The organism is Streptomyces sp. NPDC048111 (assembly GCF_043202815.1).
Classification (GTDB): Bacteria; Actinomycetota; Actinomycetes; order Streptomycetales; family Streptomycetaceae; genus Streptomyces.
In genome coordinates this window covers 59585-83440 of the sequence record NZ_JBIDBD010000026.1, presented here as the reverse complement: position 1 = coordinate 83440, position 23856 = coordinate 59585, and the positions used below count along the sequence as shown (strand labels likewise).

The window sequence follows — 23856 nt, the reverse complement described above, 5'->3', positions numbered from 1 at the left end:
CGCCGCGCGGGGCGACCCGTGCGGTACGCCGAAGATGTCCATGCCCCGATCGTGACACCCGGCACTGACAATCGGCCGTGGCCCCGTGCGCGGGCCCGTCCACCGCGACCCCGAGCAGGCGCCCGTCGGCCGTGACCCCGTGCGCCCCGCCCGCCGCCCACGGCACCTCCGCGCGCCCCCGTAACGTCCGGTCACTGTGGGTAGTTGGCGCGACATGCGCACCACCACTCCCCCCGGTCACCCCGCTCCCCCGCCGATGGTCCGTCTCGCGGCGGCCTCGCTGGTCGGCACCGCCATCGAGTTCTACGACTTCTTCGTGTACGGGACGGCGGCCGCCCTCGTCCTCGGCCCGCTGTTCTTCCCCACGTTCTCCGCGCTCGCCGGAACCCTGGCCGCCTTCGGCACCTTCGGGGCCGGCTTCCTCGCCCGCCCGCTCGGCTCCCTCGTCTTCGGGCACATCGGCGACCGCTACGGGCGCCGCCCCGTCCTGTTCGCCTCGCTCGCGCTGACCGGGCTCGCCACGGTCGCGGTCGGCTGTGTGCCCTCGTACGCCTCCATCGGCATCGCGGCGCCCGTACTGCTCCTGGTGCTGCGCTTCCTCCAGGGGATCGGGCTCGGCGGCGAGTGGGGCGGGGCCGTGCTGCTCACGGCGGAGCACGCCCCCGCCCACCGGCGCGGGCTGTGGACGAGCTTCCCGCAGATCGGCCCGTCCCTCGGTTTCCTGCTGGCCAACGGAGTGGTGCTGGCCCTGTCGGCGGGGATGAGCGACGCCCGGTTCCACGCCTGGGGGTGGCGCGTGCCGTTCTGGGGCGCGGGGCTGCTCGCCCTCGGCGGGCTGTGGCTGCGCACCTCGCTCGCCGAGACCCCGCAGTTCCGTGCGATGGGCGAGCCGGCCAGGCTGCCGCTGCTCGAAGTGGCGCGCGGGCACTGGCGGTTGGTGCTCCTGACGGCCGGCGCCCTCGCGGTCGGGTACGCCGTGTTCTACACGGTCTCCACCTGGTCGCTCGCGTACGCCACCGAGCAGCTGGGGGTCGGCCGCACCACCGTGCTGACCTGCGTCCTGGCCGCCGTCGCGATCATGGGGGCCCTGACGCCGGCGGCGGCGCTGCTCGGCGACCGCTACGGACGCCGGCCGCTGTGCCTCGCGGGCTGCGCCGCGACGGTGCTGTGGATGTTCCCGATGGTGGCGCTGCTCGCCACCGCCCAGCCGCTGCTGATGTTCGCCGGGTTCCTCGGCGCGATGCTGGCGTTCATCACGATGTTCGCGGTGATCTCGGCGTATCTGGCGGAACTGTACGAGCCGAGGGTGCGCTGCACGGGCGCCGCGGTCGGCTACAACCTGGGCGGGGTCCTCGGCGGCGCGCTGACCCCGATCGTGGCGACGGCGCTGTCCCGCGGGGCCGCGCCGCCCTGGGGGGTGGCCGCCTATCTGACCGGGGTCGGGCTGCTGAGCCTTGCCTGTTTCGCGCTGCTGCCCGAGACCCGGCCCGCGCCGCTGGCGCAGCCGGGTCCCGGGGCGGAGCCGGAGGCGGCCCCGGTGTAGGGCCGCCCGTCGGCCGGTCAGGCGCCGATGCTGTCCTTGTGCGCCTCCTCGGCCACCGTCTGCTTCCTGGCGGCGACGAGGCTGGTGATCGTGGTGATGATCAGGACACCGCAGATCACGCCGAGCGAGACGGGGATGGAGATCTCGGGGACGTGCACCCCGTTCTCGTGCAGGGCGTGCAGGACCAGCTTCACGCCGATGAAGCCGAGGATCACCGACAGGCCGTAGCTGAGGTGGACCAGCTTCTTGAGCAGTCCGCCGATCAGGAAGTAGAGCTGGCGCAGACCCATGAGGGCGAACGCGTTGGCGGTGAAGACGATGTACGGGTCCTGGGTGAGGCCGAAGATGGCGGGGATGGAGTCCATCGCGAAGAGCACGTCGGTGGTGCCGATGGCGAGCATGACGACCATGAGCGGCGTCATGATCTTCTTGCCGTTCCTCGCCACGAACAGCTTGGTGCCGTGGTACTGGTCGGCGACGCCGAACTTCTTCTCGACGGACTTCAGGAGGCGGTTCTCCTCGAACTCCTCCTCCTCGTCACCGGAGCGCGCCTCCTGGATGAGCTTCCAGGCGGTGTAGATCAGGAACGCGCCGAAGATGTAGAAGACCCAGGAGAAGTTGGCGATCACCGCGGCGCCGGCGGCGATGAAGATCGCTCGCAGCACGAGGGCTATCAACACACCGAAGAGCAGCACCCGTTGCTGGAGGTGCGAGGGCACCGAGAACTTCGCCATGATCAGGATGAAGACGAAGAGGTTGTCGACGGAGAGCGACTTCTCGGTGATGAAGCCGGCGAAGAACTCTCCGGACGCCTGGGCGTTGCCGAACAGCAGCAGGCCGAGGCCGAAGAGCGCGGCCAGCACGATCCAGACCACGGTCCAGACGCCGGCTTCCTTGACCGACACGTCATGGGGCTTACGCCCGATGAAGAAGTCGGCCGCGATCAGGGCACACAGACCAAGGATGGTCAGTACCCACAGGGTCATTGAAACGTCCACTGCGCCTCCGGCGTCGTACGGCTACTGATCAGCGTCGTCGCTGCCGGAGGTCTCTTCCACCCGGGGCGCTTCCCTCGCACCGCGGGCCGGCGCCCCGGGACCCGTCCCGTGGGTCCGTATTGACGGGAACGCCGCAGTCGGGAGTACTCCCCTCCGCTGTGGGAAAGCCTACCCGAATAACCAAGAGAAGGTAAAGAGATAGGTAAAGAAAGGCCAAGTCCCCAGGTGGGGTGCGGTCTTGTGGAGGCCTTACGGATGAACCGGGGTCGGGTGCAACGGATGCGCCGGGGCCCGGGCGCATCCGGATCAGGCGGCCCGGGGCCCGCGCGTCCTCAGCGCGGCCAGGCGGCGCGGGCCTCGCCGACCTGGCCGAGCACCTGCTCCAGGATCCGGCTGCCGGACGGCGCGAGCGGCGGCTCGTACGTCCAGGCGTGCCCCACCCACGGGTCGGCGAGGTGGTCGTCGGGCACCGGGGTCAGCCGCAGCAGCGAGCGCCACAGCGGCTGGAGCAGGGGCCCGTACGCGCCGGCCTCCTCGCGGTCGGCGACCATCAGCAGGTGCACGCCGACCGAGGGGCCCTCGTCGGCGAGGTAGCGCAGCTGGTTCAGGGCGCGGTCGTCGAAGCCGTGCGGAAAGTCATTGACGATCAGGAGCTGTTCGGCCGTGTCCATCCCGGGCGGCAGCGCGTCGGCTCCCGCACCGGCCCGTGCCGCCATCTGCACGAGGTCCACGCGCTCGGTCAGGCGGGTCAGCACCTCGGACACCCCGGCGGCCCCCGCCGCGGGCGGTGCGGCCAGCACTCCGGACCGCACGAGCGGGGCGAGCCGGGCCGCGGCCGCGCCCGCCGGGTCGATGACGTGGACGGCGAACTCATGGGCCGGGTAGACCGCGAGCAGCCGGGCCGCGATGGCCACCGCCGTGTCCACCGCCAGGCCCTTGACCTGGTCGGAGTCCAGGAACACGGCGGCGTCCGAGCCACCGCGCCCGGCGTCGATCCACAGCCCGCGCTCCAGGGGCAGCCGCACCAGCATCGGGATGCGCAGCTCCGGCTGCTCCGGCAGGTGCAGATCCCCGATCCGCAGCGCCATCGGGAGCTCCATCGGCACCCGGTAGCCGTGCCACACCGGGTTGTCCCAGCGGGCGTAGGGGGCCGGCAGCGCGGGCTCGACCACATCGGACTCGGCGGTCAGCTGGGCCAGATCCCGGTCCAGCGACTCCCGGGCGCGGGCGACGAGCTCCTCCCGCTTGGCACGGGCCTGCTCGCGCGCGAGGTCCCCGGCGGAGCCCATGCGGCCGCGCGGGTCGGACAGGGCGCGGTCCACCTCCTGCTCCAGCCGCGAGTCCGCGAAGTCGACGGCGCTGCGATAGGCGGCGACCGCGCGGGCCAGGTCCTCGAACATGCCCCACACCTGGTTGTAGAGCCGCTCGTCCATGGACCAGCCGCTCGCGTCGCCGGCCACGGGACGTGCGGGCTCGCCGGGGGCCGCGGGCGGGGCGGCCGGGGCCGGCGGCGGGGGCGTGCAGGTCTGGCGCCGGGGGTGGGCGTAGTTGATGGGCCCGCCGTCGCCGACGGCCTGCTGCGGCACGGCGGCGGCAGGCCCGTCACCACCGGAGGGGGCGGCGGGGCCGCCGGACGCACCGGATCCGGACGCATCGGATCCAGGCGTACCGGACCCGGGTGTACGCAGCCGGGCCTCGTCGCTCGTACGGGGCGGGGGCGCGGCCACCGTACGGGAGGCGCCGAGCGCGACGGCCTCCTGGATGGTGGCGGCCAGCTGTGCGGCCGCGGCCAGGCCGTGGTCGGCGAGGAGGTCGGCGAGGCCGCCCGCGTACCCCTGGCCGACCGCGCGGATCTTCCAGGCGCCCTGGCGGCGGTAGAGCTCCAGGGCCACGACGGCCGACTCGGCGCCGAGCCCGGTGATGGTGTAGCTGGCGATCGCGGTGCCGTCGAGGCCGGTCACGGCGACGAAGGGCGCGGCCACCGCGGCGAACCGGCCGGGCCCCGGCGGCCCGGCCGGCAGCGCGAGCAGCACATGGACGCGGTGCACCTCATCGCCGAGCGCCTCCAGGTCCACCGCGAGGCGGTGGTCGGCGGCGGCCTGGCGGGAGACCTCGATGCCGGGCAGGTGGGGCGAGCCGGGGTGGGCGACGCGCTCCACGCCGTGCACCCGGCCCTGCTCGTCCCCAAGAGTGGCGGCGGCCACGACGGGGGCGCCGGCCGACACCCTGATCTCCAGTCGGGTCCGGGGCAGGGGGTGGTTCTGCCCCCGTACCAGCTCGGCCGTCATCGCCTCTGTCCCCTCGTCGAGTTGATGGTGGTGCGGGCGCCGCGCGGGCGGTCGTGGTGCAGCTCCCGGCGGCATCGTGCCTCCGGGAGCTGCGGGTTCGGTGCTGCGGTACTGCGGTGTTGCTGCGGTACTGCGGTGGTGCTCGGTGTGCGGTGCGGCCGGTCAGAGGTGCGGCAGGATCGCCGGCATCAGGTCCTGGAACGTGCGGCCGTTGGCCGGGTTGCCGATGGCGGTCATCTGCCAGCCGCCGCCCACCCGGTGCACCTTGGCCATGATCTGCGCGGTGTACTGACCGCCGCCGTCCAGCGTGTAGCGGGCCAGTTCCTGGCCGTTGGTCTCGTCGACCAGGCGGCAGAACGCGTTCTGCACCTCCTGGAACGTCTGGCCGGTGAAGGAGTTCACCGTGAAGACGATCTGGTCGATGTGCACCGGCACACGGGCGAGGTCGACCAGGATCGACTCGTCGTCGCCGCCCTGGCCCGCGCCGCCCACCAGGTTGTCGCCGGTGTGCCGCACCGAGCCGTCGTCGCTGACGAGGTGGCGGAAGAAGACCACGTCGATGGGCTGCTTGTCGGCGAAGAGCACCGCCGAGGCGTCCAGGTCGATCTCCTGCGTCCGCTTGCCGAACAGGCCACGGCGGGGTGCCGCCTGCCAGCCGAGCCCCATCCGCACCGCGGTCAGGGTGCCGCCGCCCTGCTTCTCCAGGCTGATGGCCTGACCCTTGGACAGATTGACCGTCACGCGCTGTCCCCTCTCCCCATGTGTCGTTCTTGACGTGCTGTGTTGTCGTTCGTGCTCGGCCCGACCCTACGCAGTCGCGCGGGCCGCGCGCTCCCGCGGGAGCCTTTTGTGGCGGTGTTGCAACACACCGCGCCCGCGCGGCTTCCGCGCCCGGCCCGCTCCGTCAGGCGAGGCCGGCCTCCCTCATCTGACGGAGCTCCTTCTTCAACTCGCCCACCTCGTCGCGCAACCGGGCCGCCACCTCGAACTGCAGGTCGGCCGCGGCGGCCCGCATCCGGTCGGTCATCTCCTCGATGATGCCCGCCAGTTCGGCCGCCGGCCGGTCGGTCAGCTCCTTCTTGGCACCCTTGGCGCCCTTGGCCGCCTTGCCGCCCAGCGCGGGCACCGGCGCCTTGGCCGCCTTGCCCTCCTTGCCCTGGCGGTAGCCCGTGCCGAGCAGCTGCTCGGTGTCGACCTCCTCGCGCGCGATCGTGGCGACGATGTCGTTGATCTTCTTGCGCAGCGGCTGGGGATCGATCCCCTTCTCCTTGTTGTACGCGATCTGCTTCTCGCGGCGCCGGTTGGTCTCCTCGATGGCCTTCTCCATCGCGGGCGTGACGCGGTCGGCGTACATGTGGACCTGGCCGGAGACGTTTCGGGCGGCACGGCCGATCGTCTGGATCAGCGAGGTGCCCGAGCGCAGGAAGCCCTCCTTGTCGGCGTCCAGGATCGACACCAGGGAGACCTCCGGCAGGTCGAGCCCCTCGCGCAGCAGGTTGATGCCGACCAGCACGTCGTACTCGCCGGCGCGCAGTTCGCGCAGCAGCTCGATGCGGCGCAGGGTGTCGACGTCGCTGTGCAAGTACCGCACCTGGATGCCCAGTTCGAGAAAGTAGTCCGTCAGGTCCTCGGCCATCTTCTTGGTCAAGGTGGTGACCAGGACGCGCTCGTCCTTCTCGGTGCGCAGCCGGATCTCGTGCACCAGGTCGTCGATCTGGCCCTCGGTGGGCTTGACCACGACCTCCGGGTCGACCAGGCCGGTCGGGCGGATGATCTGCTCCACGAAGCCGTCGCCGCGGGAGAGCTCGTACTTGCCGGGGGTGGCCGACAGATAGACCGTCTGCCCGATGCGGCCGAGGAACTCTTCCCACTTCAGCGGCCGGTTGTCCAGCGCTGAAGGGAGCCGGAAGCCGTGGTCGACCAGGGTGCGCTTGCGGGAGGCGTCGCCCTCGTACATCGCGCCGATCTGCGGCACCGTGACGTGCGACTCGTCGAGGACCAGCAGGAAGTCCTCGGGGAAGTAGTCGATCAGGGTGTTGGGGGCGGTGCCGGGGTCGCGGCCGTCGAAGTGCATCGAGTAGTTCTCGACGCCCGAGCAGCTGCCGATCTGGCGGAGCATCTCCAGGTCGTAGGTGGTGCGCATGCGCAGCCGCTGGGCCTCCAGGAGCTTGCCCTGCTTCTCCAGCTCCGCGAGGCGCTGCTCCAGCTCCTTCTCGATGCCGTTGACGGCCTTCTCCATGCGCTCCGGACCCGCCACGTAGTGGCTCGCCGGGAAGACGTAGAGCGACTGGTCCTCGCTGATGATCTCGCCGGTGATCGGGTGGAGCGTGGAGAGCGCCTCGATCTCGTCCCCGAACATCTCGATGCGGACGGCCAGTTCCTCGTAGACCGGGAAGATCTCGATGGTGTCGCCGCGCACCCGGAAGGTGCCGCGGGCGAACGCCATGTCGTTGCGGGTGTACTGGATGTCGACGAAGCGGCGCAGCAGCTGGTCGCGGTCGATCTCCTCGCCGACCTTGAGCGGCACCATCCGGTCGACGTACTCCTGCGGGGTGCCGAGGCCGTAGATGCAGGAGACGGAGGCGACCACGACCACGTCACGGCGGGTGAGCAGCGAGTTGGTCGCGGAGTGGCGCAGCCGCTCGACCTCCTCGTTGATCGAGGAGTCCTTCTCGATGTAGGTGTCCGACTGCGGGACGTACGCCTCGGGCTGGTAGTAGTCGTAGTACGACACGAAGTACTCGACGGCGTTGTTGGGCAGCAGCTCGCGGAACTCGTTCGCCAGCTGGGCGGCCAGCGTCTTGTTCGGCGCCATGACGAGCGTGGGGCGCTGGAGCTTCTCGATCATCCAGGCCGTCGTCGCCGACTTTCCGGTGCCGGTCGCGCCGAGGAGGACGACATCCTTCTCACCTGCGCGGATGCGCCTCTCCAGGTCGGCGATGGCCGCCGGCTGGTCGCCACTGGGCTGGTAGGGACTGACGACCTCGAAGGGCGCCACCGAACGTTCGATCTTGGAAACGGGCCGCATGCAACCACCGTACGACCCGCCACTGACAACCGGGATCCGAACGCGGTCGGGTCCCGGTCCGCTCACCAGTCGTGCGGTGACGCGGAGCCCTCGCGCGGGGGCTCGGACGGGGCCCAGCTGGTGCGCTCGGGAAAGGACGGGCGGTGGCGCGGCAGGGGGACCGCGCGGGGCGGGCGCTTCTCCCAGTCCGGCCTGCCCATGACCACCAGCGGGTCGAACATCACGACGACCCCGGCGAGGACCAGGAAGGCGGCCGGGCCGATCAGCAGGGGTGCGAGCAGGGCCGCGGGGGTCTCGCCGCCCGCTGCCGCACCGGCGGCGCCGGCGTGCAGGTCGACGCTGAGCGCCGCCATTCCGGTGTAGTGCATCCCGCTGACCGCGACCCCCATCACCAGGCTGGCCCCCAGGCTGGCGAGGAAGCCGTGCACCGACACCGCGGCCCACAGCGCGGCCGTGGCGGCCACCACGGCGATCACCACGGAAATGCTGACGATCACGGTGTTGTACTCGAACTCGCCGTTCATCCGGATCCCGGCCATGCCCAGGTAGTGCATGGTGGCCACGCCGAGCCCGGTGATGGTGCCCCCGGTGACCAGTGCCATCGGGGTGGCACCGCGATAGCCCACGATGAAGATCCCGATGCCCACCATCACGATCGCGACGGCGAGGCTGGCGAAGGTGATGCCCCGGTCGTAGCCGAGCGGCACCTCGTGCACCGAGAAGCCCATCATCGCGATGAAGTGCATGGTCCAGATGCCGGAACCGATGGACGTGGCGCCGAGCGCCAGCCAGGCCGCCTTGAAGGAGCCCTCGGTGCGCACCGATCTGGCGGTGCAGCGCAGTCCGAGCGCCGCGCCGAGGCAGGCCATGATGAACGCCGCCACCGGCGTCACGAGGCCGTAGCTGAATCCGTCGACCGTCCCGTGCATACGTGTGTGCCCTTCACCCCGTGCCGACTGAAGAGGCCCTGCTTCTGTTGCGACCCTGACTCGGGGCGACACTAGGGCTCGCTGCGCGACAGGCAAACATTTTTCGGGCAATTTATCGACTCCGGGGGCTCGGGGCGTTCGCATCTGTGGTGATCCGTTCGCTTTGGTGCCCCGCTCCTCGGCCACCGGCGTCCGCTGGCCGGGCGGCGATGTCAGTGGCCCGCCGTACGGTGTTCGGCATGACCAGCAACGCGCAGTTCGTCGAATGGGCTGTCGTCGACAGTGCCATCGGTCCGCTGCTCCTGGCCGCGACGGGCCAGGGTTTGGTGAACGTCGTCTTCCACGCCCACGAGCCGGTGCGCGACCGGGCGGTGCGGGCGCTCGGCACCCGGTTCGGCACCGAGCCGGCCCCGGCCGTGCCCGGCAGGCCGGGCCCCCTGGAGGAGCCCATACGCCAGGTCGGGGCGTACTTCGAGGGCAGGTTGCGCGCGTTCACGCTGCCGCTCGACTGGTCGCTGGCGTCCGGCTTCAACCGCCAGGTGCTGCGGGAGCTCGCGACGGGCGTCCCGTACGGGTCGGTGGTGGGCTACGGCGATCTGGCCTCCCGGGTCGGCGAGCCGAAGGCGGCCCAGGCGGTCGGCGTGGCCATGGGCGCCAACCCGCTGCCCGTGGTCGTGCCCTGCCACCGGGTGGTGGAGAGCCACGGCGGGCTCGGTGGATTCGGCGGGGGTCTGGAGACCAAGCGGCGGCTGCTCGCCCTCGAAGGGGTCCTCCCCGAGCCGCTGTTCTGAGCGGCCGCGGCGCTCCCGCGGTGAGCGGCGGGCACCGGGCCCGGCTGTTCCCCGGCCGCGGACCGGCTGGCACACTGCGCCGGTGACCACACTCCCCGACGCTCCCGGCACCGGCCGGGCCGTGCCCGACCCCGCGACGCTGCCCGCCCTGCGGCGCCGTATCACCGCCGTGCTCATGGTGAGCCAGATACTCGGCGGCCTCGCCAACGCCACGGGGATCGCGCTGTCCGCGGTGCTGGCCGCCGAGGTCAGCGGGGACCAGGCCCTGTCGGGGCTCGCCTCCGCGTCCATGGTGGCGGGGCCCGCGCTGCTCGCGATGCCGCTGGCCGCCCTGATGACCCGGCGCGGCCGGCGGCCCGGTCTGGTCCTCGCGTATCTCCTCGGCGTGGTGGGCGCGGCGGTGGTGGTCACCGGCGCCGTGCTCGGCAGTTTCCCGCTGCTGCTGCTCGGCATGGCCGTCTTCGGCGCCGGGTCCCTCGGCAACCTCCAGGCCCGGTACGCCGCCGCCGACCTCGCGGAGCCGGAGCGGCGGGCCCGGGCCATCTCCACGGTGGTGTGGGCGACGACGATCGGCGCCGTGCTCGGCCCCAACATCGCGGCCCCCGCCGGGCACAGCGTGGCCCGCTTCGGCATACCCACGGCCGCCGGCCCGTTCGTCTGGGCAGCGGCCGTGTTCCTCCTCTCCGCCGTCATCGTCGGCGTCCTGCTGAGGCCGGACCCGCTCCTGACCGCCCGCGCCCTGGACGAGGGCGGCCCGCAGACGGCGGCGGCCCGCTCGCTGCGGGCCGGCGTCGCGGTGGTCAGAAGCTCACCGCGGGCGCGGCTCGCGCTGGTCACCGTCGCCCTGTCCCACACCGCCATGGTGTCGATCATGTCGATGACGCCGGTCGCCCTGACCCATCACGGCGCGGGCATCGAGCTGATCGGTCTGGTGATCAGCATCCACATCGCGGGGATGTACGCGTTCTCACCGCTGATGGGCTGGCTCTCCGACCGGCTCGGGCGGCTCGCGGTGATCGGTCTCGCCGCCGGGCTGCTGTGCTGCGCCGCTCTGCTGGCCGGCACGGCCGGCGCGAGCCGCGGTCAGACCATGGCCGGGCTCTTCCTGCTCGGCCTCGGCTGGTCGGCGGGGCTCGTGTCCGGCTCGGCGCTGCTGACCGACGCGGTGCCGGGCCCCGCGCGGGCCGCCGTTCAGGGTCTGTCGGATCTGACCATGAACGTCGCGGCGGGCCTCGGCGGCCTCACCGCGGGCCTGGTCGTGGCGCGCGCGGGCTACGGCTGGCTGAACGCGGCGGGCGCCGCGCTGCTGCTGCCGGTGGCCGGTCTCGCCCTGCTCACCTCCCGAAGGACGCCCCGGGCGGAGCCGTCCGCTACAGGCTGATGTGGTACGCCTTGCGCAGCGTCTCGTGCACGGTCCAGGTGGTCCGGTCGCCGGCGCGCAGGACGCAGGCGTCGCCGGGGCCGACCTCCAGGGTGTCGCCGCCCTCCACCTCGACCGTGGCGCGCCCGCTCACGACCACGAACAGTTCGTCGGCCTCGGTGTCGGTCACCACGCCCGGCGTGATCTGCCAGATCCCGCGGATCTGTCGGCCGTCCGCGGACTCCCACAGCACTTTGCCCGTCACCTCAGGGCTGCCGGACACGATCTGCTCCGGGTCGAGCGGCTCGGGTTCGAGGTCGGCGTCGCCGACCCGCACGGCGAACGAGGCCGGTCCGGGCGGGCCCGCGTCGTGGGGTGCGGGATCCTCTGGTGCGGGATCCGCGGGTGCGGCGGGGCTGTGGTGGGCGGTGCTCATGACGGGCCAATCTAGCCGCGCGCGGCGGGCGCCGAGACCGACAGGGCGACCAGGCCCGCGGGCCCCCGCACGACACTCTGTCCAGCGCGCCCGCCCCGGAGGCACTTGAGGTGGCGCGTCCGGTGAACCGGGCCCGTACCGGAGGTGGCGCGTCGGGTGGACCGGGCTCGTACCGAAGCGGCGCGTCCGGTGCACCGGGCCCGTACCGAAGCGGCACGTCGGGCGGACCGGGCTCGTACCGGCGGTGGCGCGTCCGCTGAACCCGGCCTCCCGGGCGCGGAGTTGGGAAACGTTTACCCGGGTTCCGCGCGCGCCAGGGATGGGACATGCCCTGTGACGACGTACCTGACGAGACCACGGTGTCGGAAGAAGTGCGGACCGCCCTCGACGAGGGTCGCCCGGTCGTGGCGCTGGAGTCGACGATCATCTCGCACGGCCTTCCCCGGCCGCGCAATCTGCGGGTCGCCCGCGATCTTGAGGAGGCGGTACGGGCCCGGGGCGCGGTGCCCGCGACCATCGCCGTCCTCGACGGCCGGGCCCTGGTGGGTCTGGACAAGGGCCAGTTGGAGCGGGTGGCCACCGAAGACCTGCGCAAGCTCGGGCACCGCGATCTGCCGATGGCGCTGGCGACCGGCGCGAGCGGCGCCACCACCGTCTCGGCCACCGCTTTCCTGGCCGCCCGGGCGGGGCTGCGCGTGTTCGCGACGGGCGGTCTGGGCGGCGTCCACCGGGACTGGACCGAGACGCAGGACGAGTCCGCGGATCTGCGCCTGCTGGCCAGGACCCCGATCGCGGTGGTCTGCGCGGGCGTGAAGTCGATCCTCGACGTGCCGGCCACGCTGCAGCGCCTGGAAACGCTGGGTGTACCGGTGGTCGGCTACGGCACGGACCGCTTCCCCGGGTTCTATCTGTCCAGCTCCGGCGAGCCCGTCGACTGGACGGTACGCACCCCGCGGGAGGCCGCCCGCGTGCTGCGCGCCCACCGCGCGCTCGCCCTCGACGCGGCGGTGATCGTGGCCAACCCGGTCGCGGAGGCCGCCCAGTTGGACCCACGGCTGCACGACGAGGTACTCGCCTCGGGCCTGGCCGCGTGCCGCGCCGAGGGCGTCACCGGCCAGGCGGTCACCCCCTTCCTCCTCGCCCACCTCGTCGAGCACACCGACGGCGCCTCCCTGGAGGCGAACGTGGCCGCGGTGTACGGCAACGTCCGGCTCGCGGCGGACATCGCGGCGGCGCTGTGAGCCGTCCGGAGGGGCCGGGCGGGGCTGGTCAGGGGTGCCCGGGGGCCACGGGAAACGGGCACCCGCGTGGCGGGCTGCTCGTCGTGGGGGACGTGGTCACCGACGTGGTCGCCCGCCACCGCGGCCCCCTCGCCCTCGCCACGGACACCGCGGCCGACATCCGTACGGTGCCGGGCGGCGCGGGCGCCAACGCGGCCTGCTGGGCCGCCCGTTCGGGCTGCGCGGACGTGCGGCTGCTCGCCCGGGTGGGCCAGGACTCGGCAGGCTGGCACGAGCTGCGGCTGCGCCGCTCCGGTGTACGCCCCCTGCTGATCCCGGACGCCGAGGCCCCCACCGCGACGGTCGTCGCCCTGGTCGACACGGCGACGGCGGAGCGCACCTTCCTGACCGACAGCGGCGCCGTCCACCGGATGAACCCGGCCGACTGGTCGCCCGGCCTCCTCGACGGAGTGGCTCATCTGCATCTGTCGGGCTATCTGCTGTTCGCCGAACAGAGCCGCCAACTGGCGCTCACCGCCCGGGAGTCGGCCCGCGCGGCCGGGGTTCCGGTGAGTGTCGACCCGGCGTCGACCGGCTTCCTGGCCGAACTCGGCGTCGACCGTTTCCTCGCGCTGACCGAGGGCGTCGAGCTACTGCTCCCCAACGCGGACGAGGCGACCCTCCTGACCGGCCTGACCGAACCGGCCGACGCGGCGGCCAAGTTGAGCCGTCAGTACCCGGTGGTCGCGGTCACCCTGGGTGCGTCCGGCGCGCTGGTGGCGGTGCGCGGGGAGGTCGTCGCGCGGGTGGCGGCGCCCGAGGTGACGGCCCTGGACTCCACGGGCGCGGGCGACGCCTTCACCGGCGGCTTCCTCGCGGCCCGGCTGCGCGGCGCCTCCCCGGCGGAGGCCGCGCGGGCCGGGTGCCGCGCGGGGGCGGTCGCGGTGGGGGTGGTGGGCGGACGGCCACCGGAACGTTAGCGGGCCGCCGCCGTGCCGGTCCCGGGCCACCCGGTCACGTCAGACCGAGGGACGTCACGCCGGTCAGGGCCACACCGGACGACCCCGGCCCGGGCCAGGCCGGGCGGCCCGGAACAGGCCAAACCAACAAGCTTGCCCCGCCCCCGAGTTGGCGGGTCATGCGCCGCGTACCGCCACGGCCGGGTGCCGGGGATCGTCGACCCGTACCAGCACATCGGCCGCCTCCCCGGGTCCCACCTCCGCCTCGTACCGCTCGAAGGCGGGGAGCGTCCAGCGGGCGCCCTCCTCGGTGCGGCGGCGCAGGGCGGCCGGGGAGAGGCGCAGGTGCACGCCGAGGTCGAAGGGGAACCAGTGCCCGAGCAGCAGCGGGCCGTGCACGAGCAACACCCCTGATTCCGGCAGGAGTTGATAGGGGCTGCGGGTCGCACGGTCGGTCGCCGGGTCCCACAGGTCGGGCAGCACCCGTCCGGTGCCGCCGGGCTCCAGCGGCCCGAACACCTCCCGCCACAGGGCTCCGGTGTCGAACCAGCCCTGGAAATAGCTCTCCGGGTCCTCGCGGCCGAACTCGAAGCGCAGCGACGCCGGCCGCAGGAACCCTTCGGTGGACAGGGTGAGCACCGGTCGCCCGCGCGGCCGGAGCGCATCGGCGACGCGCTCCGCCAGCTCCCCAGGACGGGCCGCAGGCGCGCCGTCCACGGCGATGCGCAGCCACGGCCCGCCGTCGGCCGCCTTCAGGTCCATGACCCGGTCGGCGAGCGTGTCGGTCAGCCGTTCCCAGGTGATCGCTTCGAATCGCACGCCCCCATCATGCGCCGTGGCACGCCCCGGTCCTGCGCGGTGGGCGCCCGAGCGCATGCGCGGTGGCACGCCCCGATCCTGTGCGGTGGGTGCCCCAGCGGGCCCGGCGGTTGTTCGGGCGGTGGCGGGGCGGGGAATTCAGAGGGGGAACGGGCTCACCGGCCAGGCGTGCGAGGAGGGCGGCCCCATGCTCGTCATTCAACCCCGGCGCCACCACCGGTGCGCGCAGTGCGACCGCGCCCCGCTGCGCCACCTCGTCCTGGTCTCGGGGTCGCCGGTCTGTCTGGACTGCGCCGACCTCGGCCATCTCGTGTTCCTGCCGCGCGGCGACACCGCTCTCACCCGCCGCGCCCGGGCGGCCGGTTCGCTGTCCGCCGTCGTCGTCCGCTTCAACCGGCGCCGGCGGCGCTACGAGCGTCAGGGCGTCTTCGTCGAGGAGCCCGCGCTCGCCGCGGCCGAGGCGGCCTGTCTGGCGGACGCGGAGGCCCGGGCCCGCCGGCGCGCCCGGGACGCGGCCCGCCGGGCGGCCGAAGACGTGCGCTTCACGGCGGCGCTGACCGCCGAGATCCTCCGCCTGTTCCCGGGCTGTCCCGCCGAGCGGGCCCGCGACATCGCCGAGCACGCCTCGGTGCGGGGCAGCGGACGGGTGGGCCGGTCGGCGGCGGGCCGCGCCCTGGACGCCGCCGCGGTGACGGCGGCCGTCCGGGCGTCGGTGCGCCATCTGGACACGGAGTACGACGCGCTGCTCATGGCGCGCGTCCCGCACAACCGGGCGCGTGCCCTGGTCGCCGGGGCGATCGACGCGATCCTGGCGGCCTGGGCGGAGGGCGAGCCGTCCCCCGCGGCGCCCGGCGAGGTAGCCTCCAGGGTCGCGGAACGTCAGCCTCCCCTTGCGTAAGAATTCCATTCACTCACAGTTCCTTCGCATAGAACGATTCCCTTCCGGTGGGCCGGCAGGGCAGGATGACTGCGCTCGACCCAAGACGTCCGTCCCCGCCGTCCTCCGGCGGGCCCTGTCCAAGGCGAGGTAACAGCCGATGCCGAAGCCGGCCGCCGTGCGATCCGACCGATCCGAGCCGCTCGCGCCCTCGCTCGACGAGGCCCCCCTGCGTCCGTTCCACCTGAGGGTGACGGCGACGACGTTCGGGGCGAACTTCTCCGACGGTTACGCGCTCGGCATGATCGGCGCGGTCCTCGCCACCCTCACCGACGCCCAGCACCTCTCGGGCGTCTGGCAGGGTCTGCTCGGCGCGTCGGCCCTGATCGGCCTCTTCTTCGGCAGCATCGTGCTGGGCCGGGTCGGCGACATCATCGGCCGCCAGAAGCTGTACATCTACAACTTCGTCCTGATCACCCTCGCCTCCGCGCTCCAGCTCTGGGCCCGGGACCCCGCCCTGCTCTTCACGCTGCGCCTGCTGATCGGCTTCGGGCTCGGCGCGGACTACGCGGTGGGGCCGACCATGCTCTCGGAGTTCGCGCCCCGCAGGCTCCGGGGCGTCCTCCTCGGCTCCCTGACCGTGATGTGGACCGTCGGATACGTCATCGCCGGCATCCTCGGCACCTACCTCGGCCATACGCAGGGCTCCGCCCATCTGCTGCTCGCCTCGGGCGCGGTGCCCGCGCTCGCGGTGCTGCTGCTGCGCATCGGCACGCCGGAATCGCCGAGCTGGCTGATCAGCCAGGGCCGCACCGAGGAGGCGCGCGCCATCGCCCGGACGTATCTGCGGGCGGAGCTCGGCCCGGCCGAGGCCGCCCCGCCGGAGCGGCGCACGAGCACGGCCACCGCCTACCGCGAGCTCTTCGCGCCCGGCCAGGCCCGGCGCACCTGGTTCGGCACGGTCTTCTACAGCGCCCAGGTGCTGCCGTACTTCGCGATCTACACCTTCATGCCGACCATCCTCGCCGCGCTACACGTGCCCGACGCCGACCTGCAGAACCTGCTGCTCAACCTGTTCCTGCTCGGGGGCGGCGTCATCGGCCTCTGGTTCCTCCAGAAGACCGGCCGCCGCCCGCTGACGATCGCCACCTTCGGCATCATGACGGCGGCGCTGACCCTGATGGGCGCCTTCGCACACGCCTCGACCACCGCGCTCATGGTGCCGTTCCTCGTCTACACCTTCGTGATGGCCGGCGCCTCCAACCTCACCCAGGTCTATCCGGCCGAGCTCTACCCCACGCATCTGCGCGCCACCGGCGTCGGCTTCCTCAACGGCACCAGCCGCATCGCCTCGGCGGTCGGCACGTTCATCCTGCCGGTGAGCCTGGAGCACCTGGGCCTGAGCGGATCCATGTACTGGCTGGCGGCCGTACTCCTGGTCGGCCTGCTGGTGTCCCTCGCGTGGGCCCCGGAGACCCGGGAATCGGTGACGACGTCGGGCGGCTGACCCGCGCACCGACGGAGAGCCGGGCACCCGCGCCGGGCGCCCCCACCGCCGAGCGCCCCGCACCGCACCCCCGACGTCCCCCACCCGAACGGACGCGTACGCTCCACAACTCCCCCGCCCCGCACGGCACTTGAGGTCACCGTGCGGGTATCCCTCCCCCATGACGACTGCGCCGGACCGCCCCCTGCTGCTCCTCGACGTGGACGGCCCCCTCAACCCGTACGCGGCCCGCCTGCCCCGCCTGCGCGGCTACCGCACCCACCGGCTCCACCCGTCGTCCTGGCTCGCCCGCCAGACCCCGGGGTCCCGCCCGTACCGGCGCGGCCTGCGCGTCCGTCTCCACCCGGGCCACGGCGCGCGGCTGTGCGCGCTGCCCTACGAACTGGCCTGGGCCACCACATGGATGAACGAGGCGAACGAGATGATCGCCCCCGCCATCGGCCTCCCCCCTGACCTTCCGTTCATCGCGTGGCCCGAGCTGTTCGCCACCGACCCGGACGGTCTGTACTGGAAGACCAGACCGTTGGTGCGCTGGGCGGCGGGCAGGCCGTTCGCCTGGGTCGACGACATGATCACCGATCTGGATGAAAGCTATGTGCGCGAGCACCACGACCACCGCGCGCTGATGGTGCGCATCCACCCACGACGGGGCCTGCGCGAGACGGATTTCCAGCGCCTGACCCACTGGGCGGCCACGGTGTGACCCCTCTTGGACCCAGCACCTCCTCGCACCGGCTTCAGTGTGCAACTCCTCGGCGCGACGCCGACCGAGAACGGCACCGAGGACCGGATCCGGCTCGACCTGACGGCCCTTCCCGCTGCGGTTGACCGCCTGGTCATCGCCGCCAGCCGCCATCGGCGGGCCTCCTTCGGGGAGTTGGAGAACCTGCGGCTGGTCCTCACCGACGCCTCCGGCGAGGGGTTGCTCGGTTTCTCCATCGCGGACGCCGACACGGAGAGCGCCTTCGTCTTCGGCGAGGTCTACCGCCGCGAGGCGGCCTGGAAGTTCCGGGCGATCGGCCAGGGTTACGACTCCGGGCTCGCCGGGCTGGCCACCGACTACGGCATCGAGATCGACGAGGACGACGACCAGGACGGCGAGGCCCCTTACGGCGAGGCGGACGGCGACACGGCGCACGCGGAGAGCGGGGCCGCGGACGGGCCCGGACGGGCCGGTGCGGTGGAGACGGCCCGTGCCGCGGCCGGTGACGACGCCGCCCCGCCCGCCTCCTTCCCCGCCCCCACCGGGATCGAGAGCGCCTCAACCGCCGCCCAGGAACAGGCACTTGACGCCCATGCCCTGGCGCGCGCGGCCGCTCTCGCCCACGTGCCCGTGCAGCGGACCGCCGAGCCGGACATCGCGAACGCTCCCACCGGAACACCCATCGGGGCACCGGTCGAGGCATCCGCCGACGCGCCGGCCCGCCGACTGCGCACGGCCCGGAAGAAGGTCACCCTGCCGAAGGCGCTCAAGCCCTCGCTCGCCGAGAGCGACGCGTGGCGCGGCGCCCGCCTGTTCCCCGCGTCCTCGCTCAAGAGCGACCGTGAGCGCGAGATGCGGGCGACGTCCGTACTGCTGGCCGTCATGGCGCAGGTGCCCGAGTTCGGCCGCCGCCTCACCGCCGCCTTCGGGGCGCCGGCCGGGCGGATGGAGACCTTCACCGAAGTGACCCTGCCGCACGGCGACAGCCCGAAGCGGCCGGACGGCGTCATCCGCGTGGAGCGCGCAGGGAAGCTGTGGACGGCGCTCGTCGAGACCAAGACCAACGGCAACGCCCTGAAGAGCGAGCGGATCCAGGCCTATATGGACATCGCCGCGCGCCGGGGGTACGAAGCCGTCATCACCCTCTCCAACGACGTTGCCCTGGAGGGGAGTTCCCTGGTCGAGGTGAAGACCGACGGACGGCGCAAGCACAAGGTCGCCCTGTGGCACCTGTCCTGGGCCGAAGTGACCCAGCAGGCGCAGCTCCTCATCCGGCACGAGGGCGTGCGCAACGAGGCGCACGCCTGGCTCCTCCAGGAACTCCTGCACTACCTCCAGCACGACAACTCCGGCTGCCACGGCTTCCAGAACATGGGGCCCGCCTGGGTGCCGGTGCGCAACGGCATCGACGAGGAGACCCTGTCGCCGGGCGATCCGCGCACCGTACAGGTCGTCGAGAGCTGGGAGCGCCTGATCCGGCAGGTCTGTCTGCGGCTCGGGGGCGAGCTGGGCACCAAGGTGGTGCCCGTGCAGCGGGCCCGGCGCGGCACCGACCCGCGGTCGCGGCGGGCGGACCTCGCGGCCCGGCTCTGTGTGGACGGGCAGCTGTGCGCCGAGATCCGGATCGAGGGGGCGCCCGGCATCCTCGGGGTCGTCGCCGATCTGCGGATGGGCCGGCTCAGGACCTCGGTGGAGATCCCGGCGCCCACCCAGGGCTATCCGCTGAGCTGGGTGAAGCGCCTGATGCGGCAGCTCGCCGAGGCGCCGGCCGACCTCCATGTGCAGACCCTGCTCGACGGGGAGACGGTCGGCCCGCGCGGCACCCTGGAGAAGCTGCGCCCCGAGCCCGGCGACCTGCTGCCCAAGGGCGCCGAGCGGATCACCGGATTCCGGCTCTCGCTGTTCAAGGGCGTCGGCAGTACGCGCGGCAACGCCGAGACCGGGTTCATCCGCGGGGTGGACGCGGCCGTCGACCTGTTCCACTCCAGTGTGGTGACCCGTCTGGAGCGGCCCCGCCCGGCGCAGCGCGCCCAGTCCGCCCAGTCAGCCCAGTCCGCCGACGCGAGCGCCTGACCGGCCCGGCAGAGGCCCGGCCGCGCCCTCAGCCCTCCAGCCGCGCGGTGAGGGCGCCCACCGGGTCCGGGTCGGGGGCGCCGCGCGGCCACCAGTCCTGGCGGCCCGGGTCGGACTCGTAGCCGTACCAGCGGCCGTCCCTGCCGTAGCGGAGCTGGACGGAAGGCGTGGACAGGCGGTTGCGGCCGGGGCGGAAGTCGGGGAATCCGGCCGCGGTCAGCGCCGGGCGGGCGCGGTCGAAGGGGCCCGCCGGCGGATCCCAGGGCGTTTCGAGGACGTCGAGTGCCTCGATGCCGCCCTGGCGCCATGCCGCGACCGCGCGGGCGAGGTCGGTGGGGGTGCGGCCGGTGGCCCGGGTGAGCGAGGTGTAGAGGGCGCGGGTGGCGGAGGTGAGCCCGGAGCCGGGGTGCGCGGCGGCGAGCCGGACCGCGTCCTGCCACAGGGACAGGGGTGCGACGGGGTCGTGCCCGGTGGTCAGGAGGGTGTGGGCACGCAGGGCCGCCTCGGTGGCGAGGAGGTCGAGGGACAGCGGATCGGGGCCGCCGTGCACCTCGGGGAAGGCGGGCGGATGACCCGCTCGCGCGGGCGTGGGGAACGGCGGCGGGAGCGGCGGGAGCGTACGCGGCTGGACCGCCGACCGGGCCGGGACGGTGGGCAGGCGGGGCGGCGGCGCGGCCCGCTCCACGGCCATGCGGGTGGCGTTGCGCCGGGTCAGCGCGGCGAGCACTTCCTGCTCGCCCCTGCCCCGCATGAGGAGCAGCACGAACGGGTCCTCGTCCAGGAGACGGGCCGTCTGGTAGCAGAGCGCCGCCGCGTGCTTGCAGGGGAAGCCGTCGTCGGGGCACGAGCAGTCCGGGATCAGGTCGCCCGGGGCGGGCAGCAGCGCCGCCTCGTCGGCCAGGGCGTGCGGCAGGTCCTTGTCGAGCAGGGCCGCGATGTGGGCCGGCTCGCGGGCCGCGGTGTCGAGGAACTCCTCCCACGCCCGCTCGGGCAGGGTGCGCAGACGCAGTTCCGTACGGTAGGGGCGGGCCCGGGAGCCGTGCACATAGGCGGTGATGCGGCCCGGGGTGACGGTGACGGCGTCGACCTGGCCCGCTTCGGCGTAGGCACGCCCGCGGCCCAACCGGGCCGGATCCAGGGCGAGTTCCTCCAGGGCCTCCACCCAGGCGTCGCCCCACCACGTGCCGGTCCGCTCGGAGCGGGCGCCGAGCGCGGGGTAGGTGCGGCGGCGGTCGTCGTGGCGCGGGGTGCGCTGGGGCGGGCGGGGGTTCACCGCGTCCTCCGCAGGGAGATCAGGTCGGTCAGTTCGCGGTCGGTGAGCTCGGTCAGGGCGCTCTCGCCCGATCCGAGGACGGCGTCGGCGAGGGCGCGTTTGTGGCGCAGCATGTCGGCGATCCGGTCCTCGACCGTGCCCTCGGCGATCAGGCGGTGGACCTGGACGGGCTGTGTCTGGCCGATGCGGTAGGCGCGGTCGGTGGCCTGCTCCTCGACGGCCGGGTTCCACCAGCGGTCGTAGTGGACGACATGGCCGGCGCGCGTGAGGTTGAGGCCGGTGCCCGCGGCCTTGAGGGACAGGATGAAGACGGGGACCTCGCCGCTCTGGAACGCGTCGACCAGACGGTCGCGTTCGGCCACCGGCGTTCCCCCGTGCAGCAGTTGGGAGGGCACACCGCGGGCGCCGAGGTGGCGCGAGAGCAGCCGCGCCATCGCGACGTACTGCGTGAAGACGAGGACCGAGCCGTCCTCGCTGAGGATGGTGTCGACCAGTTCGTCGAGCAGCGCCAGCTTGCCCGAGCGGCCCGCCAGGCGCGGCACGTCCTCCTTCAGGTACTGGGCGGGGTGGTTGCAGATCTGTTTGAGGGCGGTGAGCAGCTTCATGACCTGAGCGCGGCGCGCGATGCCCTCGGCGGCCTCGACGGCGGCCATCACCTCGCGGACCACCGCCTCGTACAGCGCGGCCTGTTCGCGGGTGAGCGGCACGGGATGGTCGGTCTCGGTCTTGGGCGGCAGCTCGGGCACGATGCCCGGGTCGGACTTCTTGCGGCGCAGCAGGAAGGGGCGCACCAGCCGCGACAGCCGCTCCGCCGCGTCGTCGTCCTCGCCGTTCTCCACCAGACGGGCGTGCCGGGCCCGGAACGCCTTGAGCGGGCCGAGCAGCCCGGGGGTCGTCCAGTCGAGCAGCGCCCACAGCTCGGACAGGTTGTTCTCCACCGGGGTGCCGGTGAGCGCGACCCGGGCCGGGGCGGGGATCGTGCGCAGCGCCCTGGCCGTCGCCGAGAACGGGTTCTTGACGTGCTGCGCCTCGTCGGCGACCACCATGTTCCAGGCGTGCGCGGCCAGTTGGGGTGCGCTGCCGCGCATGGTGCCGTACGTGGTGAGCACGAAGCCTCCGTCGGCGCCGTCCAGGGTGCGGCTGCTGCCGTGGAAGCGGCGCACCGGGACGCCGGGGGCGAAGCGGGCGATCTCGCGCTGCCAGTTGCCGAGCAGGGACGCCGGGCAGACGACGAGGGTGGGCTCGGTGCGGGCGCGGCGCAGATGCAGGGCGATCACCGTGATCGTCTTGCCGAGCCCCATGTCGTCGGCGAGGCAGCCGCCGAGCCCCATCGACGTCATCATGTCCAGCCAGGCCAGGCCGCGCAGCTGGTAGTCGCGCAGCGTGGCGTTCAGGCCCGGCGGAGGGTCGGCCGCCGCGGGGCCCGCGAGGAGCCGGTCGCGGAGCGCGGCGAGCGCCCCGGCCGGGACGGCGGGCACCGTCTCGCCGTCGACCTCGGCGGTGCCGGTGAGCGCGACGGACAGCGCGTCCACCGGGTCGAGCAGCCCCAGATCGCGCTTCCTCGCCTTGCGGACGAGCTCGGGGTCGGCCACCACCCATTGGTCGCGCAGCCGCACGATCGGGCGGTGGGACTCGGCGAGTACGTCCATCTCCGCGTTGGTCAGCGCCTGGCCGCCGAGCGCCAACTGCCAGTCGAAGGTGAGGAGTTCGCCCGCGTCGAAGAAGGAGGTGCCGTCGGTGGCCGAGCCGGGGGCGGGCCGGACGACGGCGGTGGCGCTGAGCGTACGGGCCAGCTCGCGCGGCCAGTGCACGGTGACGCCCGCCGCGGCCAGGCGCGCGGAGGCCTCGCCGAGCAGCTCGTACAGCTCGGTCTCGGTGAGCGGCAGGACATCGGGGACGCTGCGTTCCAGCAGCAGGCCGAGCGGCGGCCACACGCGGGCGGCGCGGCGCAGGGCGAGCAGCGCGTCGATCCTGGCGCGCGGCCCGAACGCCTCGACCGCGCTCGCCGCGCCCCCGGCCGGCTCACCCTCCGCGCCCGTACCCTCCGCGCCGCCCGCGCCGTCCGACCAGAGGCGGGCGGCGTCGACGACGAGGGTCGGGTCGGCGAGGCTGTGCACCTGGACGACGGCCGAGCCGGCGCGCCGCGCCTCGCCCTCCTCGTCGGACGCCGTGTCGAACAGCTCGAACCCGGACAGGTCGAGGCGCAGCGACACCCGGACGCCCGCGTCCATGCCCGCCGCCGCCTCCGCCGCCCAGGCCCGCGCGGACGGCAGGTGCTGGGCGCCGGCCGCGGCGAAGGGCGCCCCGGCCGCGGCGGAGGCGGCCGGGGTGCGCGGCAGGGTGTCCGCGACCGCGTCGAGGAAGGCGCGCACCAGGGCTTCGGGATCCGGCAGTTGGAGGGCGCCGCGGCCGGGCACGGGCACCCCGTACGCCTCGTACGGCATGGCGGCGGCGATGGCCCGCAGCTGGGCGATGTCATCGGCGTCGAGCGGCCCGGCCCGCCAGGCGTCGTGGTGGGTGGGGGTGAGCCCGGGCAGCAGTCTCCCGCGCGCCACGAGGTTCAGGGCGTGCAGCGCGGCGGCGCCCCAGCAGGCCGCCGCCGGGTGGGCGGCCGGGTGGCGGCGGGCCCTGACCAGCATCGGGAGGGCCTCGGCGACCGGCACCACCAGGGCCGCGACCTTGCGGCTGCGGGCGCCCGCGCCGTGCCGGCGCACCATGGTCAGCTCGCTGACCCCGGCTCCGGGCGGCCCCTGGGGCGCGGGGCCCTGCGCCGGATCCCAGAAGGCGACCCTGCCCTCGCGCGGCAGCCCGGCGGGCAGGAACACGGCGGCATACGACACGGCGGGCCAGGGCGCGGACTGCGGCTGCGCGGAGCCCCGGGGCTCGGCCGGCCCGGACGGCGAAGGACCGCCCGGGGCGGGCGCGCCCTGCTCGGGGTACGTCATCGGTGTCGGCCAGGTCACCGCCGGTCACCTCCCTCATCCGCTCGGGTCGTCATCGATCGCGTGCTCCGCGACTGGTCTACGACCTTACGGGCGAGGTCTGACAATGG

At 73.6% G+C, this 23856-nt stretch carries 18 protein-coding genes; 9 read left to right on the top strand and 9 right to left on the bottom strand.

Translation table 11 applies throughout. The features are described 5' to 3' along the window. Positions 1-256 precede the first annotated feature (256 nt). The gene (locus ACGF3I_RS28905; RefSeq protein WP_393137069.1) at positions 257-1543 is read left to right on the top strand and encodes an MFS transporter; all 1287 of its coding nucleotides are present in this window, start codon (positions 257-259) and stop codon (positions 1541-1543) included. A 17-nt stretch (positions 1544-1560) separates the two neighbouring features. Here ACGF3I_RS28905 and ACGF3I_RS28900 read toward each other — a convergent pair whose 3' ends face one another. The 5 genes from ACGF3I_RS28900 to ACGF3I_RS28880 all read right to left on the bottom strand — a co-directional run bounded on the left by ACGF3I_RS28900 (position 1561) and on the right by ACGF3I_RS28880 (position 8786). Continuing rightward, positions 1561-2541: a TerC family protein gene (locus tag ACGF3I_RS28900; protein WP_393137051.1), complete on the bottom strand. Its 981-nt coding sequence runs from the start codon at positions 2539-2541 to the stop codon at positions 1561-1563. A gap of 332 nt (positions 2542-2873) precedes the next feature. After that, on the bottom strand, positions 2874-4829 hold the full coding sequence (locus tag ACGF3I_RS28895; RefSeq protein WP_393137049.1) for a TerD family protein: 1956 nt from the start codon (positions 4827-4829) through the stop codon (positions 2874-2876). Between the two features lie 162 nt (positions 4830-4991). Next, entirely contained in the window at positions 4992-5570 is a 579-nt protein-coding gene (locus tag ACGF3I_RS28890; RefSeq protein ID WP_393137047.1) for a TerD family protein, read from the bottom strand. Between the two features lie 163 nt (positions 5571-5733). Beyond that, positions 5734-7857 (bottom strand): excinuclease ABC subunit UvrB, encoded by a 2124-nt coding sequence (gene uvrB / locus ACGF3I_RS28885; protein WP_393137045.1) that lies wholly within the window; start codon positions 7855-7857, stop codon positions 5734-5736. A 62-nt stretch (positions 7858-7919) separates the two neighbouring features. Continuing rightward, positions 7920-8786, bottom strand: a complete 867-nt coding sequence (locus ACGF3I_RS28880; protein ID WP_393137043.1) for an MHYT domain-containing protein — start codon at positions 8784-8786, stop codon at positions 7920-7922. Between the two features lie 239 nt (positions 8787-9025). Between ACGF3I_RS28880 and ACGF3I_RS28875 the strand changes: the two genes are divergently transcribed. Both ACGF3I_RS28875 and ACGF3I_RS28870 read left to right on the top strand, forming a co-directional pair. Then, positions 9026-9577 carry a methylated-DNA--[protein]-cysteine S-methyltransferase gene (locus ACGF3I_RS28875; RefSeq protein ID WP_393137041.1) on the top strand — a complete coding sequence of 184 codons (552 nt, stop codon included), beginning with the start codon at positions 9026-9028 and terminating at the stop codon, positions 9575-9577. Positions 9578-9659: 82 nt separating this feature from the next. Then, entirely contained in the window at positions 9660-10958 is a 1299-nt protein-coding gene (locus tag ACGF3I_RS28870) for an MFS transporter (protein ID WP_393137039.1), read from the top strand. Here the strand turns inward: ACGF3I_RS28870 and ACGF3I_RS28865 are convergent. Further along, a complete protein-coding gene (locus ACGF3I_RS28865; RefSeq protein WP_393137037.1) occupies positions 10948-11373 on the bottom strand; it encodes a cupin domain-containing protein in 426 nt (141 codons plus the stop codon). The two genes, ACGF3I_RS28870 and ACGF3I_RS28865, sit on opposite strands and share 11 nt — an antisense overlap. A 326-nt stretch (positions 11374-11699) precedes the next feature. Here ACGF3I_RS28865 and ACGF3I_RS28860 point away from each other — a divergent pair, with 326 nt between their 5' ends. Both ACGF3I_RS28860 and ACGF3I_RS28855 read left to right on the top strand, forming a co-directional pair. Continuing rightward, positions 11700-12614, top strand: a complete 915-nt coding sequence (locus tag ACGF3I_RS28860) for a pseudouridine-5'-phosphate glycosidase (RefSeq protein ID WP_393137035.1) — start codon at positions 11700-11702, stop codon at positions 12612-12614. A gap of 83 nt (positions 12615-12697) precedes the next feature. Beyond that, positions 12698-13573 carry a carbohydrate kinase family protein gene (locus tag ACGF3I_RS28855; RefSeq protein WP_393137033.1) on the top strand — a complete coding sequence of 292 codons (876 nt, stop codon included), beginning with the start codon at positions 12698-12700 and terminating at the stop codon, positions 13571-13573. Positions 13574-13729: 156 nt separating this feature from the next. Here the strand turns inward: ACGF3I_RS28855 and ACGF3I_RS28850 are convergent, their stop codons facing one another. Beyond that, the gene (locus tag ACGF3I_RS28850; protein ID WP_393137031.1) at positions 13730-14371 is read right to left on the bottom strand and encodes a uridine kinase; all 642 of its coding nucleotides are present in this window, start codon (positions 14369-14371) and stop codon (positions 13730-13732) included. Positions 14372-14558: 187 nt separating this feature from the next. Between ACGF3I_RS28850 and ACGF3I_RS28845 the strand changes: the two genes are divergently transcribed. The 4 genes from ACGF3I_RS28845 to ACGF3I_RS28830 all read left to right on the top strand — a co-directional run bounded on the left by ACGF3I_RS28845 (position 14559) and on the right by ACGF3I_RS28830 (position 19531). Next, positions 14559-15269 (top strand): DUF2293 domain-containing protein, encoded by a 711-nt coding sequence (locus ACGF3I_RS28845; RefSeq protein ID WP_393137029.1) that lies wholly within the window; start codon positions 14559-14561, stop codon positions 15267-15269. Between the two features lie 139 nt (positions 15270-15408). After that, on the top strand, positions 15409-16755 hold the full coding sequence (locus tag ACGF3I_RS28840) for an MFS transporter (protein WP_393137027.1): 1347 nt from the start codon (positions 15409-15411) through the stop codon (positions 16753-16755). 160 nt (positions 16756-16915) lie between these two features. Beyond that, positions 16916-17458, top strand: a complete 543-nt coding sequence (locus tag ACGF3I_RS28835) for a hypothetical protein (RefSeq protein WP_393137025.1) — start codon at positions 16916-16918, stop codon at positions 17456-17458. A 6-nt stretch (positions 17459-17464) separates the two neighbouring features. Further along, positions 17465-19531: a TerD family protein gene (locus ACGF3I_RS28830; RefSeq protein WP_393137023.1), complete on the top strand. Its 2067-nt coding sequence runs from the start codon at positions 17465-17467 to the stop codon at positions 19529-19531. Positions 19532-19559: 28 nt separating this feature from the next. Here the strand turns inward: ACGF3I_RS28830 and ACGF3I_RS28825 are convergent, their stop codons facing one another. After that, positions 19560-20804: an SWIM zinc finger family protein gene (locus tag ACGF3I_RS28825; RefSeq protein WP_393137022.1), complete on the bottom strand. Its 1245-nt coding sequence runs from the start codon at positions 20802-20804 to the stop codon at positions 19560-19562. Then, positions 20801-23749 carry a DEAD/DEAH box helicase gene (locus ACGF3I_RS28820; protein WP_393137067.1) on the bottom strand — a complete coding sequence of 983 codons (2949 nt, stop codon included), beginning with the start codon at positions 23747-23749 and terminating at the stop codon, positions 20801-20803. Before ACGF3I_RS28820 ends, ACGF3I_RS28825 begins: the two co-directional genes overlap by 4 nt. Positions 23750-23856: the final 107 nt, after the last annotated feature.